Here is a 14581-nt window from a genome sequence, read left to right as displayed (position 1 = left end):
TCAGATTCCTTATTCCTGTAACTTCACTATGTTATACCAGTATTCACGGATCACGGACAGATAGTGTATCCATTCAAGATAGCCCGCCGGTTTCCCGATAAAACTGGTAATGCCTATACCATATGCTTTTTTAATGTCGTCCGGCCGTATTGAGGCTGATATCAGTATTACCGGTATCGGCACGTTCAGTAACCACTTTTTCAGCAGGTCAACCGCTTCAATTCCATTGATATCCTGATTCAGATTATTGTCCAGAAAGACAAGTTTGAAATAGCCGGTGCCTTTCTGTTCAATTACGTCTATTGCCTCTTTGAATGAACTGACATGCACCCAGTCTGATTCAGGGAAACCCTTACTGGCTGCCCGCCGGAGAATTAATACAGTATCTTCTTCATCTTCAACGATCAGAATCGGAAATTTTTTATGTAATGACATACTATTCAAGGCTGGTTTTCTCCACAATATTCCCTGCAAATACTGTTGGATTCACATTTAATCCGGCTCCGCACTGATTTTCGTTGGTGTTGATAAATCAGAACGGCTCTTTTTGGTATTCTAAACAAAGTTTAAGTAATCAAATATATCATTCCGGAGAGATAATAACCTGTTTTTTTTATTCTACAGGCAAGCTGACTTGCCTGTTAACGGTATCCGGTAAACGTTCTGATCAATTTTCCTATTGCGTTTGTTCGTTCTTCAGCATACCTGAACTGCTTTCCGTAAATAACTTTATCATTCAGCCAACAAAATGCAACAACAAATGTTTATTTATATGAAAAACAGAAACTTTTGTGACAATAAACTGAGCTTATCGTCACAAAGGAGTAGTAAACAGAAACGCCCGAATCAATTTGTCCGGGCGTTTTCCATCAAAGTACATAAATAAGCAAGCAGTAAGCTTGATCGACTGCAAACTACAAAAAAAAGCCCGGCTCTTAAAGTACCGGGCTTTTTATCAATTCATATACTACTGGGATAGTTAAGAGGCAAATAGCTTATAATAATGTACCGATATAAAATATCAGTTTACTATTTCTTTATTTACATTCTTATTTTTGCCTTCATTTAATTAACCTGTTTCTTTTATTTATTTTACTGTAAGCTATATAATAGAAGAATAGTACAATTATCAAAGTACATACTCATTCATACATACTTACAGAAAAACAATACATGTCGGCTTAGATACCGGCATACCCGACGACTTAAACGTTAGCTTTCCGGTCCGGTCATTTAGCTCATAAAGACTCAGGTCGTCACTCCCCATATTAGCCACTACCATGTATTTACCTGACGGATCAATGTTAAAATCTCTGGGTGTATTGATGTGCCCGGTTTTTGAATCAACTTCCCGGAGCAGCCCTGATTTCTCGATAGCAAAAGCCGTGATCCCGTTATAGCCTCTGTTCGATACATACAGGAATTTTCCGTTGGGATGCATACGGATTGCTGCCGCTGTATTCGCACCCGTAAACGATGCCGGTAAGGACGTTATCGTTTGTACCGGCTGCAATACGCCTTTCTCCGAAACAGTCAGGGCTGTTACACTTGCATCCAGCTCATTGATGACATACATAAACCTGCCCGATGGATGAAAAACCATATGCCTCGGCCCGACGCCAGGTTTTGTGGTCAAAAATGCCTGCTCCGGATTCGGGCGGATACTGTTTTTCCGGGCTTCTACCACATAGTTCATGATGCGGTCTGTGCCCAGATCCGTTACAAAGGCATACTTGCCGTCCGGTGAAAGTGCTGAACAGTGCGCATGGGATTTATCCTGACGCGGTTTATTCGGGCCTTCGCCCGTATACTGATCTGTAAAGGCCGGCGCTGAGAGATTTCCCTGCTGAACGGGTAAAACCGACAGACTACCACCTGTGTAATGGGCCAGAAAGGCCAGATTCCCTGCCGGATGAATGGCTACATGGCAGGGGTTCAATCCTCCGGTTGGCTGGCTGCTTACCGGCTTTAATGCCCCGCGCTGATCAATTGAAAAAGACATTAGTTCATTGCTCTGCGTGGCCGCGTACAATATCTTTTTGTCAGGTGAAAGCGCTATATAGCCCGGTCCTTTGCAATAGTTAAAGGTATCCTTGCGTGTGATGATGCACTGTTTATCGTCTAATTCACATAACGTAATCAGTGACGTTGGTCCCGGGGTCAGGGACCCGATGTAAAACCGGACGGCCTTCTGGGCTACCGCATGATACGAAAGGCTAACTAAGAAGAGGAAACGTATAATGGATTTTATCATGGTATGCTCTTGTAGGATTCAGGAGAGCTGATTTCCGGATTTATTGACTACTACTGCACAAAAGGTTCTTCTGATCCCTCAGTTACTGTAATGTGGTAAAATTTACCACATTTTAAGTATGCAAAAGCTTACAGATTAATGTGGTAAGTTTTACCACGTTTTTCTGTTCGCAATAAACTCCGCACTAATGTGGTAAATTTTACCACGTTTTTGTGTTCTCAGCAAACCCGCACTAATGTGGTAAAATTTACCACATTAGTTAAGACTCTCCTCCCTGTATTACCAGCAACTCCTGTAATCCATTTATTAATGATTGACAGGTTGTCGTCAATGGTATTGTCCTATCAGTCAACTGTTTTGTTAACTGCATAATCTGATCAATTTTTTTGGTCAGTTCCGGGTCGATAGGCCGCATATCGGCGGATTCAGTCGCTGAAGCCCCTGTATTATCAGCTGCCAGTACCTGCTGCAACGCCGTTTCAGTCTGAATTGGCTCTGCCAATTCAGGTGTATCGGCCAGTGCTACCAGATCACTCTTGCGGACTTTTACCTTGCGGGACAGTACCTCCTTTTTCAGCGGATCAGCCAGCCGGTCAAGGCCTTTGGCATACTGTGCATCAAGACGGATTGTTTTAGGGCTGACATTAAACTGAGCAGCCAGCAGTTCTTCGGTACGCATCTTCGGGGCATCTGTCTCCGGAAACGCTTCATCGGGCTGATTCGGACGTCCGGGCTTGCGCTTCAGATTGAGGTACTTCTGCCCGCGCAGATAAGCCATTTGCTCAGGTGTCAGGTTACGGCGGCCCAGCTGGTTATCGATCATAAACCCGCGAACGGCCTCCTTATCAGTAAACTCGCGCAGGGATATTTTAAAGTCCAGTCCGTTACGCCGGCAGATTCCATACCGGTTATGCCCGTCAATCAGTACGTAGAGGGGTGTATCCTCTCCTGGTCCATCCAGTACAGTTTGGGTAGTACTCCAGAGCAGAAGCGGCTCACGGCATCCCTCACGGATAATGTTGGCCTCCAGTTGTTCATATTCTTCCTGTGTAAGCGGCGGAATTAATGCCTCCAGCTCAGGAATAATGGTAATCTGTTCTTTAATCGATTCCTGCTGGACCAACGATCCGGTTTCCTTGCGGATCAGCGGCTTCTGGGCGAATTGGCTAAGTGTCTTTTTCATACGCATTCTATCTAATTGCTGACCGTAGCCATATACTCATTAGCCAGCTGCCTGTAATCAACCGAGCCCGGCGATGCGTTGTTATACCGGAAAATATCCATCTGCGCATACTGTGATTCTTTGAGCGCCGCATTCAGGCGGATTTCGGTCTGAAACACATTGAAATTAGCCAGATCCTGCCGCACCGTCTGAATGATCTCCTTATGGAGTACCAACCGCCGATCAACGCGCGTCAGGACAATACCATCAATCCGCAGCCGCTCATTGAAGAACTGGCGGATTTCCTCGATCAGCTCAAACAGGTTGTTTACACCTTTTACTGCTGACGTTTCGGGCTCAAGAATAACCAGAGCGGCATTTGAAGCGATCAGGGCCGAATTGGTAAAGACGTTCAGCGCGGGCGGACAATCAATCAGTATAAAATCATAATTCGGCAGCAACGGCGCCAGTGCTGCACGAAGGCGCAGTGCACCGCTAGGAGAGTGGGTCAGATCGCGCTCATATTTTGCCAACTCCAGGTTGCTGGGGACCAGATCAAAATTGTCCGTAACCGATACCACCGGTAGTTGCTGATTCTGGATTAAGGACTCATAAAGCTGTTGCTCCGGCTGATCGAGGCCAAGGCTTTGCGACAAGTTGCCCTGAGAGTCAATATCAATAACCAGTACACGATTACCGGCCAGGCTCAGCGCACGCCCCAGATTGATCGTTGTCGTAGTTTTACCAACGCCTCCTTTGTGATTAACAACGGATACTACGTGTGCTTTCCGATTCCGGAAAGCCGATAAACCATAATTCTCCAGTACAGGCTCTAATGCTGTAAGGTGTTTTTGATTAAGTGTCCGTTGTCCGGCCATCGCTTTGGTCATCGTACTCGCCGGTAGTCCGGCTTCTTTTTCAATGGCAGAAACGGATAAGGCTGGTTTTTTAGAAAAAAAGAGAACAGCCTCCTGATGGGTTAGCATACGATTTTATGTTTGGCGCCATAAAGCTAAGACAAGAAACAAAAAATCTACTTATTTTGCCTGAAAAAACAGACTCATTTATACCTAAAAGGATCTGATAGCCCTATTCGGACAGTACAAGTCCCCCACTCGTCAAAATACATACGTTACAGTAACTATAACGTTTCTATCACTAACGGTTTGTACTTACCTATAACCAATGTATCACTTCAGAAATCAGGCTATCAACAAACGTATAATAAGAAATCCAGAAAGTATAACGATTATATCACCACGTAAACAACAATGCCTAAGAATATCGTACGTGTTAGTTGACGAATTGACTATTTTCGGGTAAGTGGATACCGGCAGAGGCCAATGATTATATAACGAAATTATCACCAGCGGCGATGACTACTTTTTTTCATATAACCAATCTATCACCGACGCATTGAATCATTTTCAGGATAACACCATCAGATAGTGTTGGCACCTGAAAATAAGTATAACGGAAAAATCACTTCAATGGCAGAGGCAGATAAAGATTTCAGCTTTACAAACACACATTAAAACAGAAAACAAAATCAAACAACAACAACAATTTCCTTTTGATGTTTTTTTTAATTTTTTTATGTTTTTTGTTTTTTTATGTTTTTAGGGCTCTGTAACTAGTTGATATACAATTTATTGTAGAGGTAATTATAACCAAACTATCACGGAGCTATAACCAAACCATCACGGAGCTATAACCAAACTATCACGGAGCTATAACCAAACTATCACGGAGCTATAACCAAACTATCACGGAGCTATAACCAACTTATCACGAGTATAACCAGACTATCACGCCGGAATCACAGACTTATCCACAGTCGAGGTACTGCTGAAAAAAGCTGCTATAACCAACTTATCACTTTATTGCCGAGGCTGAAGTAATGGGTAAACCAGCTGAACTATAAAAAAAAAGTTGCGTAAGTTATAGTAATTAGTAGCTTTGTTATAAGCGCATAACAGCATGCTGACGGACACATGGCGAAAGGAAAAACAGCAAGGACTAAGAAGGATATATCTGAAAAATACAGCATCAGAATACAGGGTGGAAAGCATGGCCTTGTAGAAGCATCCTATAAAATGGATATCATGGAATTCCGGATCTTTGCAACCATGCTGACTATGGTATTGCCTGATGATCAGGATTTTACAGAGTATGTGATTAGCGTGACAGATATTATCAGGTTGTTTAATCTGTCGAAAAGCGGACAGCTTTATGATATGGTACGTTCGGCTGCTGATAAACTGCTGGACCGGAAATTTATCATCAACGAAATTAATGAGGATGGTATTGAGTATGAAAACAAGATCAATATGCTGGCAAGTGTAAAAACACCGGTGAGCAAAAAGTACCAGAATCACATAAAAGTTACCTTCCATCCTGATCTGAAACCTTATTTGCTCAGGCTTCAGAAAGAATACCTGACGGTTGATGTCAGGAATATAGTCGATATTCAGAGTCCGTATTCAGTAAAGCTATATTTTGTTTTAAAGCATCAGATCAAATTAGGGAATACAAAAGTTAAGTACACGCTGGCCAGGCTCCGGCAAATTATGACTGTCGGCGATGATGAGTATCCGCTCTACGGCAACTTCAAGCAGAAAATTCTCAAGAAGGCACAAACGGATATTGAGGCATACACTGACCTGCGGATTAGCGAGATGGAGGAAGAAAAGCAGGGAAGAGCAGTATATGCGGTCATTTTTCATCTCGAGAACAAACAGCCTGCCCGACTGGAAATTGCGCCTAATTCGTCGAAACCAATCCGGTTACGGAAAATAAAGGATGGCGTTGTGCAGGATGTTGACGTGGAGGAAATTCTGCGCAGCGAAAATCATTATGAAGTGCACCGCGCACCGGAAGCGGAAATCTATGAAGCTGATCCGGTAGAGGAGTTGTTTAACCGCGTAAAAAAATACAAAGTAACCAAAGCGACGGTGCAGGAGTGGGTGAAGCTATCAACGGTGGAACAGATTGCATTTACGATTGATTACGTTGAGCGGCTGATCGCGTCGGGTACACAGGTAAAAAACATAGGTGGCTATCTGAATAAGATGGTGAAGACTCCGGGCCTGTTTGATGCCTTTAAAGATCAGCAGGCAGAGCAGGAAACGCAGAAAAAGCAAAAGGAGCAAGCCGAAAAACGGGTTAAGGCATCGCAGGAACTACAACAGAAACGCGATGCATTGGCTGAGGCCTACCTGGAGGCTAAAGTAAACCGCGCAATAACACTCTTTGATGAGCAGGATTCGCTGGCAGAGCAGTTATTCGGGCATATCCGGGAGCAGGCCCATGCGCCGAAACCCTCTTTTATGGAAACCGTTGCGTGGGAGGCGCTGGAAAAAATAATGGATCACGATGTATGTACCGAACGGTTTGTGCAGATTTTAGAAGGCACCGGAGGGATGACCCTGAAATTCCACGTCCTCGAAGTGTTGCAGGGAATGTTTATCGGTGAGTTCTCAAGCCTGAAAGCCGGGTATGAAACAGAAGCGCGGCAATTAGGGGTTGTGCTTATTTAAGTAATTCAATGGCAATACTAACTGACTAACCAGCAGTCAATGCGGTAAATAAAAGGGCGACCACGGAGGGTCGCCCATAGGACGGTAACGGATCAGATTCGGGTTAGCTTGACGGGCGGGGTGTAATTCGCATTCCACTGGCAAACGTAGAGGTTTTCGTCGTCATCGACACAAACATCATGACCATGCTGAAAAACCGGTATTTCGGCTTGTAACGTAGGTTGAAGCACGCCGTTTTTATAGACCGGTGCCTGCCCCCCCGGAGAGGAAACCACTTTATTATCTTTATCCAGAATGGTAATAAATCCGGAGTTGGCATTCCGGACACCGGCTTTATCTTTTGACCAGCAAACGCCGGCATACACTTGCGACCCTGAAATTACCGCCCGGCAAACATACATCCCCGGCAGATCAATGCGCTTGATAAACTTCCCGTCAAGGGTAAATACTTTAAAACAATTCTCGTCACGCGAGGTGCAGATCAGGGTCGGATTCGCCTTATCCCGCATGTCAACTGCCACGCCGTGCGCATTGCGGAGGTTGTGGTCGGGGTTAGGGTTGTTGTGGCCACCAAAGTGCCGGATGTACTGCCCTTTGGCAGAATACTGGATGATATAATCCGATCCGTAACCATCGGCTACATAAATGTCGCCGTTAGGCGCTACCGCGGTTTCGGTGGGCATAAATGACTCATTATCCTTGTAGATACCAATTGTGCGCGGGTGGCCGATGGTAAACAGGATACGGCCGTTCAGGTCGGTTTTGATAACCTGCCCTGCCTGCGGATTCCACTTACCGGTCCGGTCCTGATACCAGCCGCAATCGACAATATACAGCACGTCTTCGCCGCCCTCCTTTGCCAGTGTCAGTCCATGACCGCCGGGCCACGCCGTTCCCCATGAGTCCAGGAGTTTACCGGATTTATCAAAAATCAGGATATTGTTGCGGACATTATCGCCCAACATAATCAGCCTGCCTTTACTGTCCTGCACCATTTCATGACAGTTAAAGATCGGGGTGCTGTTTACGCTGATTTTAGCCCAGCTTTTATCGACCTTGTAGCGGAAACCATTATGGCCGATAATAAGGTCATCCAGCGCCGTTTTGTACGGCGAATAAGCCTGTGTAAACAGATCGGCTGAGCCGGGGGCCATTGCGGCCGCCAGGGTACTTTTCCGGAGGAAGTCTCTGCGGGATGTCATCAGATTCAGGTTAATCAGTTTAGCCGGTTTGCGGTATGTATGCTATTAGCTTAAAATTCCGTTGATAATTTTGCCATGTACATCTGTAAGCCGGAAACGGCGGCCCTGGTATTTGTAGGTCAGTTGTTCGTGGTCAACACCCAGTAAGCGGAGCAGCGTTGCCTGAAAATCATGCACATGAACCGGATCTTTGACAATGTTGTAACTGAAGTCATCCGTCTGACCGTAGGAAATTCCGGACTTGACACCGGCTCCGGCCATCCACATGGTAAAGCAGCGCGGGTGATGGTCGCGGCCATAGTCATTGGCTGCGAGTTTTCCCTGTGAATAGACCGTACGCCCGAATTCACCGCCCCAGACAATAAGGGTGTCTTCGAGTAGTCCGCGCCGTTTCAGGTCAATCAACAGTCCGGCTGTTGCCTGGTCGATCTGCTTACATTGTTTGGCTATGCTTTTGGGAAGCGACCCGTGATGATCCCAGCCCTGGTGATAAAGCTGCACAAACCGGACATCCTTTTCCAGCAGTTTGCGGGCTAAGAGGCAGTTGGCTGCAAAGCTGCCTTTGTCGCGGCTACCCGGTCCGTATAGGTTGAATACTTCATCGGGTTCCTTACTGGTATCCATCACCTCCGGCACAGATGTCTGCATCTGGAACGCCATCTCATATTGCGAAATCCGGGCATTTACCTCCGGATCGCCCCAGGTTTCGTTTTGAAGCCGGTTCAGCTGATTGAGGTAATTCAGCATATTTTCACGATCATGCCCGTCGTAGCCTTCTGGGTTGTTCAGAAACAGTACCGGATCATTGCCTGACCGGAACTGCACCCCCTGGTATTCGGACGGCAGGAAACCATTCCCCCACAGGCGGGCATATAACGGCTGGTCCTTCGATGCGTCTTTCGATACCAGGACAATAAAAGCCGGCAGGTTCTGATTTTCGGAGCCAAGGCCATAATTAACCCAGGAGCCGATGGCCGCCCGCCCGGGGAGCTGATGCCCTGTCTGGAAGAATGTAATCGCCGGGTCGTGATTAATCTGTTCGGTATACACCGATTTAATCAGACAGAGGTCATCAACAACCTGCCCTGTGTAGGGCAACAGATCACTTACCCAGGTTTTGGTAGCCCCGTACTGTTTAAAGCCGTAAACGCTCGGCGCAATGGGCAACGAGGCCTGGTTGGCACTCATCCCGGTAAGGCGCTGTCCCTTCCTAACTGAATCGGGGAGGGCCGAACCCAGCATCGACATCAGCTTTGGCTTATAATCAAACGTTTCAAACTGGGAGGGTCCTCCGGCCATAAACAGGTAGACAACCCGTTTGGCTTTCGGCAGGAGGGGGGTAGCTCCGAAGGAAGCATTGCCCAGCAGGTTGCCCAGTGCCAGTGCGCCCAGTCCCGACGCTGTTCGCTTCAAAAAATCGCGGCGGTCCAGTTGCTGGTTTAAGGCACGGAAATCCGGGGTATGCAGCCGGAACGGCTCATCGTGATGCGGTGTCATGGGCTCAGCGTTTAGTTAGGGTTGCATCAGAATTCAGAATAGTATTGGCCACAACCGCAAAGGCCGCGACCTGTGCCGGATCCAGCGTAGCATCCGCTTTTCGCAGACCGGTTTTGAGCCAGCCGGCCGTTTTAGCGGGGCTGGCCGTAAACAGTGCGTACTGACCGGCATACAGCTTACTGAGCAGCGACAATTCGGTTTCGACCGGTGACCGGCCTGTAAGCTGCCGGTAAGCCAGTAAAATGGCTGAATCTGTGTTTTTTTGTCGGGCCATTTGTTCGCCGAGAACCCGCGAGGCCTCCACAAACGTCGGGTCGTTCAGGGTTACCAGCGCCTGTAGTGGTGTATTTGTTCGCTGACGGCGGACCAGACAACTGCTTCGGGTCGGGGCATCAAACGTGGCCAGTGTCGGATTGGGTACAGAGCGCTTGACAACCACATACAGGCTGCGCCGGTATGCAGCGCTGGTTGAGTCCATTTTATAGGTCATGCTGTTGATTTCCCACAGACCGTCCGGCTGATACGGTTTCACGCTTTTACCGCCGATCTGGTTAGTTAACAAGCCACTGGCCAGCAACGCATTGTCGCGCAGCATCTCGGCGGTTAGCCGGGTTGACGGCCCGCGGGCAAGAAGCCGGTTTTCAGGGTCACGCTCGCGGAGGGCCGGTGCGGTCCGGGAATCCTGCCGGTAGGTGGCCGACATCACCATCAGTTTAACAAGCCTTTTTACATCCCAGTTGTAATCCTGCCGGAACGTAACGGCCAGCCAGTCCAGTAATTCGGGATGACTCGGAAGTTCGCCCTGATTGCCGAAATCTTCCGTTGTTTTGACCAGACCTGTGCCGAAAAAATTCTGCCAGTAGCGGTTGACCGCCACCCGGGCAGTCAGCGGATGAGACGCATCCGTCAACCATTGCGCCAGACCCAGCCGGTTTTTCGGAAGCGTTGCCGGAAAGGGCAGGACAGCGCCGGGCGTGTTGGCAAATACCTCCTGACCCAGGGCGTCGTACTGGCCGCGCTGTAGCAGGAAGGCGCGTTTGGGTACGGGCATTTCCTGCATCACCATCAGTTCTGCAATGTGGCGGGTCGAATCACTGAAGGCGGTCCGCTGCCGGTTCAGCTCATCCCGCCGTGCCTTGATTTCCGGGCTGACCGCTGATACGTAATACGCTTTCAGTACATTTTTTTCCTCTGGACTGAGACTTTCAGGGGCTTTAGCCGCAATAGTCTGCCAAGTAGCCTTATCGGCCAGCAGTTTTATCTCAAACGGGGTAAGTGTCCGGTTATAGATCACTACATCATCGACCTTACCGCCCTTAAATCCCAGACCGCGCCACCAGCCACCGATTTGCAGGCCTGGTTCGGCGTTTTTATCGTAAAAAATAATATCCTTGTATAACTGATCTATCACCGTTTCCATAGGGAGTTCGGCGCCGTCAAGAAACAGTCTGAACCCATCCGCTCTGGAAGAACCATCGTACGACATTGTCAGCTGCACCCATCGTTCGCGGGGCACCGGCTGTGTACTTTGCCGCGTGATGGCATTAGACGGAGCCGTGTGCGCCATGCTGATTTCCAGCCGGTTGTGTTTAACTAAAAGATGATAGCCCTTGAAATTATAAAGCCGCTCGGCATTGCTTTTATGAAAGATAACCCCTTCTTTAAACTCTTTGGGGAACCATGCCCGCAGGCCAATGGTAAACGGCTCTGATTTACGGAACACACCAACGGGCCTGAGATCAGCGTAGGCATCGCCGTTAAGCTCAAGGACCAGACCACGCGTTGTTTTCGCGAAAACCGGTTTGTCCGGATCACCGGCATCGCGTTTCATTACCCCTTTTTGCGCGGGATTCAGGCTGTTTTTCAGCGAGTCGTCAAAGGTGTAAAGGCCTTGTAGTCCGGCCTGTGGGATAGCCTGATCGGTAAGCGTCTTGTAGGCACCTGACGCCAGCCATGACTGAAACGCCGTTTCTGAGGCCGTAATCGATTCCGAAAGTTTTGCTTCCTTTTCAGAAATAGCCGATTGCATGTATTTTATCAACGTTTCTTGCTTCGGGGTAGGCAGCAGGAGAGTCGGGGTGGGTAAATCATCATTCCACGAGATTTGACCGGCCTCACGTACATTATTGAAAAAACTGAAAAGCTCGTAGTAATTTTTCTGTGAAACCGGATCGTACTTATGGTCGTGGCAACGGGCACAGCCAAGCGACAGCGCCATAAAGGCATCCCCGAAGGTGTTGGTGCGATCCATTACATACTCCGTCTGAAATTCTTCCTCTACAATACCACCTTCCATATTCTGTTGATGGTTCCGGTTGAAGGCTGTGGCAATCAGCATGTCACGGGTTGGCGCTCCTCCGTCCGGACCTTTCATCAGGTCACCGGCCAGTTGCTGATGAATAAAGGCGTCATAAGGCATATTCCGGTTAAAGGCATTGATCACCCAGTCGCGGTAGGGGGACATATCCCGAAGCCGGTCAACGGTGTAGCCGTGTGAATCGGCAAAACGCGCCAGGTCGAGCCAGTCGGTGGCCATCCGTTCACCGAAGTGAGGCGAAGCTAACAAACGGTCAACCTGCTTTTCGTAGGCATCGGGGGTGTGATCGGCTTTGAATGCGTCCGTTTCGGCAATGGTAGGGGGGAGGCCGGTCAGATCCAGCGATAAGCGCCGCAACAGCAGGTCACGCGGTGCTTCGGCAGCCGGTGAAATACCTTCGCGTTCGAGCCGGTTAAGTATAAACCGGTCAATCTCATTTACCGTGGCGCTATAGCCGGTTTGACTGACAGGCGGCAATGCTTTCTTATCCGGTTTCACAAAGGCCCAGTGTGGCTTATAAACAGCACCGGTTTTAATCCACTTCAGCAGGATTGCTTTTTCGTCAGCCGTTAACGTCAGGTGAGACTGCGGGGTCGGCATCTGATACGTCGGGTCTGCGGATAGTATGCGGTGAACGAGCTCACTTTTGGCCAGATTACCGGGTTTAACCGCCACTTTGCCCGGACTTTCCGGCAACTGTCCGTAAGCATGCTGTGCTATATCCAGCCGAAGACCTGCTTTTTGTTTAGCCTTATCCGGCCCGTGGCAGGCAAAACATTTATCCGATAATACCGGCTTAACGTGCTGATTGTAATCCAGTTCAGCGGGTAACTTATCATAAGCAAGCGCTACATCGGCAGGTACTTTTACGCCATCTATCGTCTTAGGAGCGGGTAACCAGAAAGGCGCGCTGGTTAGTAAAAAAAGGATATACCGGATCATGGCATTAGCGTTGCGTTTTCAGGGTTTTGTTTGTGTCAGACAGAACGAGTTGCTGTTGACCGTCGTCAATTTTCAGGCCGGGCTTCGCCCGTTTGAGTCGTTCGATGCCTGCGGGCGTTGTGTTGGTTTGCCACAGGTACAGCACTTTCAGCGCCGGTAAGGCCGCCAGTTTGTCAAGGCCAGCGTCGGTAACGGCCGTTCCGTAAAGATTCAGCTGCTCCAGGTTTGGTAACTGCTTCAGAATATCCAGTCCTGCATCGGTAATCCGGGTTTTATCAAGGTTAAGCCGGTTAATGTTCCGGCAGCCGGCCAGTTGACTCAGGTCTTCGTCCTGAACGGGCTGGTTCGATAGCCGGAGCCTGACCAGCTGATTTTTTAACTGACCAAGATCAGACAGCATAGAGGGCTGGTAGCTTTTCACATTGACAAAATTGGCCGCGACGTACCCGGCGCCTTCCCGAATCGGAGTCAGGATAATCTGCTCTTTCCGGAATGCCTGTTGCAGCGCCTGATCAGGGGCAGCAACGGGCCGTGCGAGAATAGTCGTTTCAACAGAGACGGCATTGGGATCAGCCTGTATGGTCCGTAAACTGTCGGATGCAGGAGGAACGGTCTGGAACGTGAGGGGGAGTGTGGCCACGGCTTCAACCTCAGTTGGCTGTTGTGGCTGCATGATCTCAACCGATTCCTTAAACGAAGCGCCGGTTTTGATCCACTGGTGCAGGATCGCAATCTGCTGGTTTGACAGTTGCCGCTTACCGGCCGGTGGCATATGCATATCATCATCATGTGGCAGCAGGAGGTAGCTGAACAGCTTGCTTTTCTGCGGGTTTCCGGCTACCAACACTGCTCCGTTTTTACCACCCTGTTTAATAAAGGCTTCGGAATCAAGCCGTAAACCACCCTTTTTCTTCCTGGCTGAATGGCAGCTATAACAATTGGTTTCGAGCACCGGCACCACCTGATCCCTGTAAAAAAACGTGCGTTTAACAATAGGTTGGGAGTTTTTTCCGGCAGAATCGGAGAGGAGCGCCATGTTTACAGGAGCGGGTCTGTCTGCTGAATTAACCGGGTTAGTGTCTGATTGCTTAGCGGAAAACGACAAAAACCCTTCACCGTGTGTCAGCGTACCTCCGTAATGGCCGGCAATGGTTAAAAAAATCAGGGTAGCGATGGCCGGAACCCAGCGGTGACGAGGCAGGGCATAGGTCAGAAAACTCAAACCGGCGGTAGCCAGTCCCGTCCATTGATGCACTGTAACAAGTGATATGTCGTAATCGCCGGAACGGGACAACAGCCAGCCGGTTACGCATGAAAACAGGGCTGACAAACCTCCCAGTAACCAGGCCAGCGAAACGGTTGCGGCAACATCGACGTTGCGGACTCGTCCGTAGACCATCAGTATCATGGCGAAAAACAGGATTCCGATGGGCAGGTGGACTAGTAAAGGATGAAACTGGCCGGTAAAGTCAGTCAGGGTCATAACGCCGGATTAATCGTATGGTTATTTTGAGATCAGATAGAACAAAAATAGCGCATCCGTTATGCCTTAACAATGCATAAAAGCAGCCGGAATTTGTACAAATCCGACTTTTCGATTTTGACAGAATTAAAATAACCTGCTACTTTAACGGTATGTGCACCAACTGGCGGGAAAAATCATGGTAC

Annotated in this window: 9 protein-coding genes; 1 reads left to right on the top strand and 8 read right to left on the bottom strand. The window is 48.5% G+C overall.

Annotated features, from left to right (window positions below; all coding sequences use genetic code 11):
- Positions 1-9: 9 nt before the first annotated feature.
- From AC23NW_RS16035 to AC23NW_RS16020, 4 genes are all read right to left on the bottom strand, one after another.
- Positions 10-435: a response regulator gene (locus tag AC23NW_RS16035; RefSeq protein WP_487450646.1), complete on the bottom strand. Its 426-nt coding sequence runs from the start codon at positions 433-435 to the stop codon at positions 10-12.
- Between the two features lie 721 nt (positions 436-1156).
- Positions 1157-2254 (bottom strand): lactonase family protein, encoded by a 1098-nt coding sequence (locus AC23NW_RS16030; RefSeq protein ID WP_487450645.1) that lies wholly within the window; start codon positions 2252-2254, stop codon positions 1157-1159.
- 259 nt (positions 2255-2513) lie between these two features.
- Positions 2514-3437: a hypothetical protein gene (locus AC23NW_RS16025; RefSeq protein ID WP_487450644.1), complete on the bottom strand. Its 924-nt coding sequence runs from the start codon at positions 3435-3437 to the stop codon at positions 2514-2516.
- 11 nt (positions 3438-3448) lie between these two features.
- Complete coding sequence (locus AC23NW_RS16020; protein WP_487450643.1) at positions 3449-4402, bottom strand: ParA family protein; 954 nt, start codon at positions 4400-4402, stop codon at positions 3449-3451.
- Between the two features lie 1008 nt (positions 4403-5410).
- Between AC23NW_RS16020 and AC23NW_RS16015 the strand changes: the two genes are divergently transcribed.
- Positions 5411-6955: a RepB family plasmid replication initiator protein gene (locus AC23NW_RS16015; RefSeq protein WP_487450642.1), complete on the top strand. Its 1545-nt coding sequence runs from the start codon at positions 5411-5413 to the stop codon at positions 6953-6955.
- A 92-nt stretch (positions 6956-7047) separates the two neighbouring features.
- Here AC23NW_RS16015 and AC23NW_RS16010 read toward each other — a convergent pair whose 3' ends face one another.
- From AC23NW_RS16010 to AC23NW_RS15995, 4 genes are read right to left on the bottom strand one after another with little or no spacing between them, the layout of a single operon-like run.
- Entirely contained in the window at positions 7048-8157 is a 1110-nt protein-coding gene (locus AC23NW_RS16010; RefSeq protein ID WP_487450641.1) for a twin-arginine translocation signal domain-containing protein, read from the bottom strand.
- A 45-nt stretch (positions 8158-8202) separates the two neighbouring features.
- Positions 8203-9654, bottom strand: a complete 1452-nt coding sequence (locus AC23NW_RS16005) for a DUF1501 domain-containing protein (RefSeq protein WP_487450640.1) — start codon at positions 9652-9654, stop codon at positions 8203-8205.
- A gap of 4 nt (positions 9655-9658) precedes the next feature.
- A complete protein-coding gene (locus AC23NW_RS16000) occupies positions 9659-12913 on the bottom strand; it encodes a DUF1553 domain-containing protein (protein ID WP_487450639.1) in 3255 nt (1084 codons plus the stop codon).
- Positions 12914-12917: 4 nt separating this feature from the next.
- A complete protein-coding gene (locus AC23NW_RS15995) occupies positions 12918-14396 on the bottom strand; it encodes a c-type cytochrome domain-containing protein (protein WP_487450638.1) in 1479 nt (492 codons plus the stop codon).
- Between the last annotated feature and the right edge of the window lie 185 nt (positions 14397-14581).

The sequence above is a fragment of the Arsenicibacter sp. R0_47 genome, assembly GCF_057652235.1.
Note: the sequence above shows the minus strand (reverse complement) of the source record. Positions and strands in the feature narration are given on the sequence as shown.

Excerpts from the sequence above, each read along its gene's own strand:
- AC23NW_RS16035 (WP_487450646.1), bottom strand. The coding sequence starts at position 435 with ATGTCATTACATAAAAAATTTCCGATTCTGATCGTTGAAGATGAAGAA.
- AC23NW_RS16030 (WP_487450645.1), bottom strand. The coding sequence starts at position 2,254 with ATGATAAAATCCATTATACGTTTCCTCTTCTTAGTTAGCCTTTCGTAT.
- AC23NW_RS16025 (WP_487450644.1), bottom strand. The coding sequence starts at position 3,437 with ATGAAAAAGACACTTAGCCAATTCGCCCAGAAGCCGCTGATCCGCAAG.
- AC23NW_RS16020 (WP_487450643.1), bottom strand. The coding sequence starts at position 4,402 with ATGCTAACCCATCAGGAGGCTGTTCTCTTTTTTTCTAAAAAACCAGCC.
- AC23NW_RS16015 (WP_487450642.1), top strand. The coding sequence starts at position 5,411 with ATGGCGAAAGGAAAAACAGCAAGGACTAAGAAGGATATATCTGAAAAA.
- AC23NW_RS16010 (WP_487450641.1), bottom strand. The coding sequence starts at position 8,157 with ATGACATCCCGCAGAGACTTCCTCCGGAAAAGTACCCTGGCGGCCGCA.
- AC23NW_RS16005 (WP_487450640.1), bottom strand. The coding sequence starts at position 9,654 with ATGACACCGCATCACGATGAGCCGTTCCGGCTGCATACCCCGGATTTC.
- AC23NW_RS16000 (WP_487450639.1), bottom strand. The coding sequence starts at position 12,913 with ATGATCCGGTATATCCTTTTTTTACTAACCAGCGCGCCTTTCTGGTTA.
- AC23NW_RS15995 (WP_487450638.1), bottom strand. The coding sequence starts at position 14,396 with ATGACCCTGACTGACTTTACCGGCCAGTTTCATCCTTTACTAGTCCAC.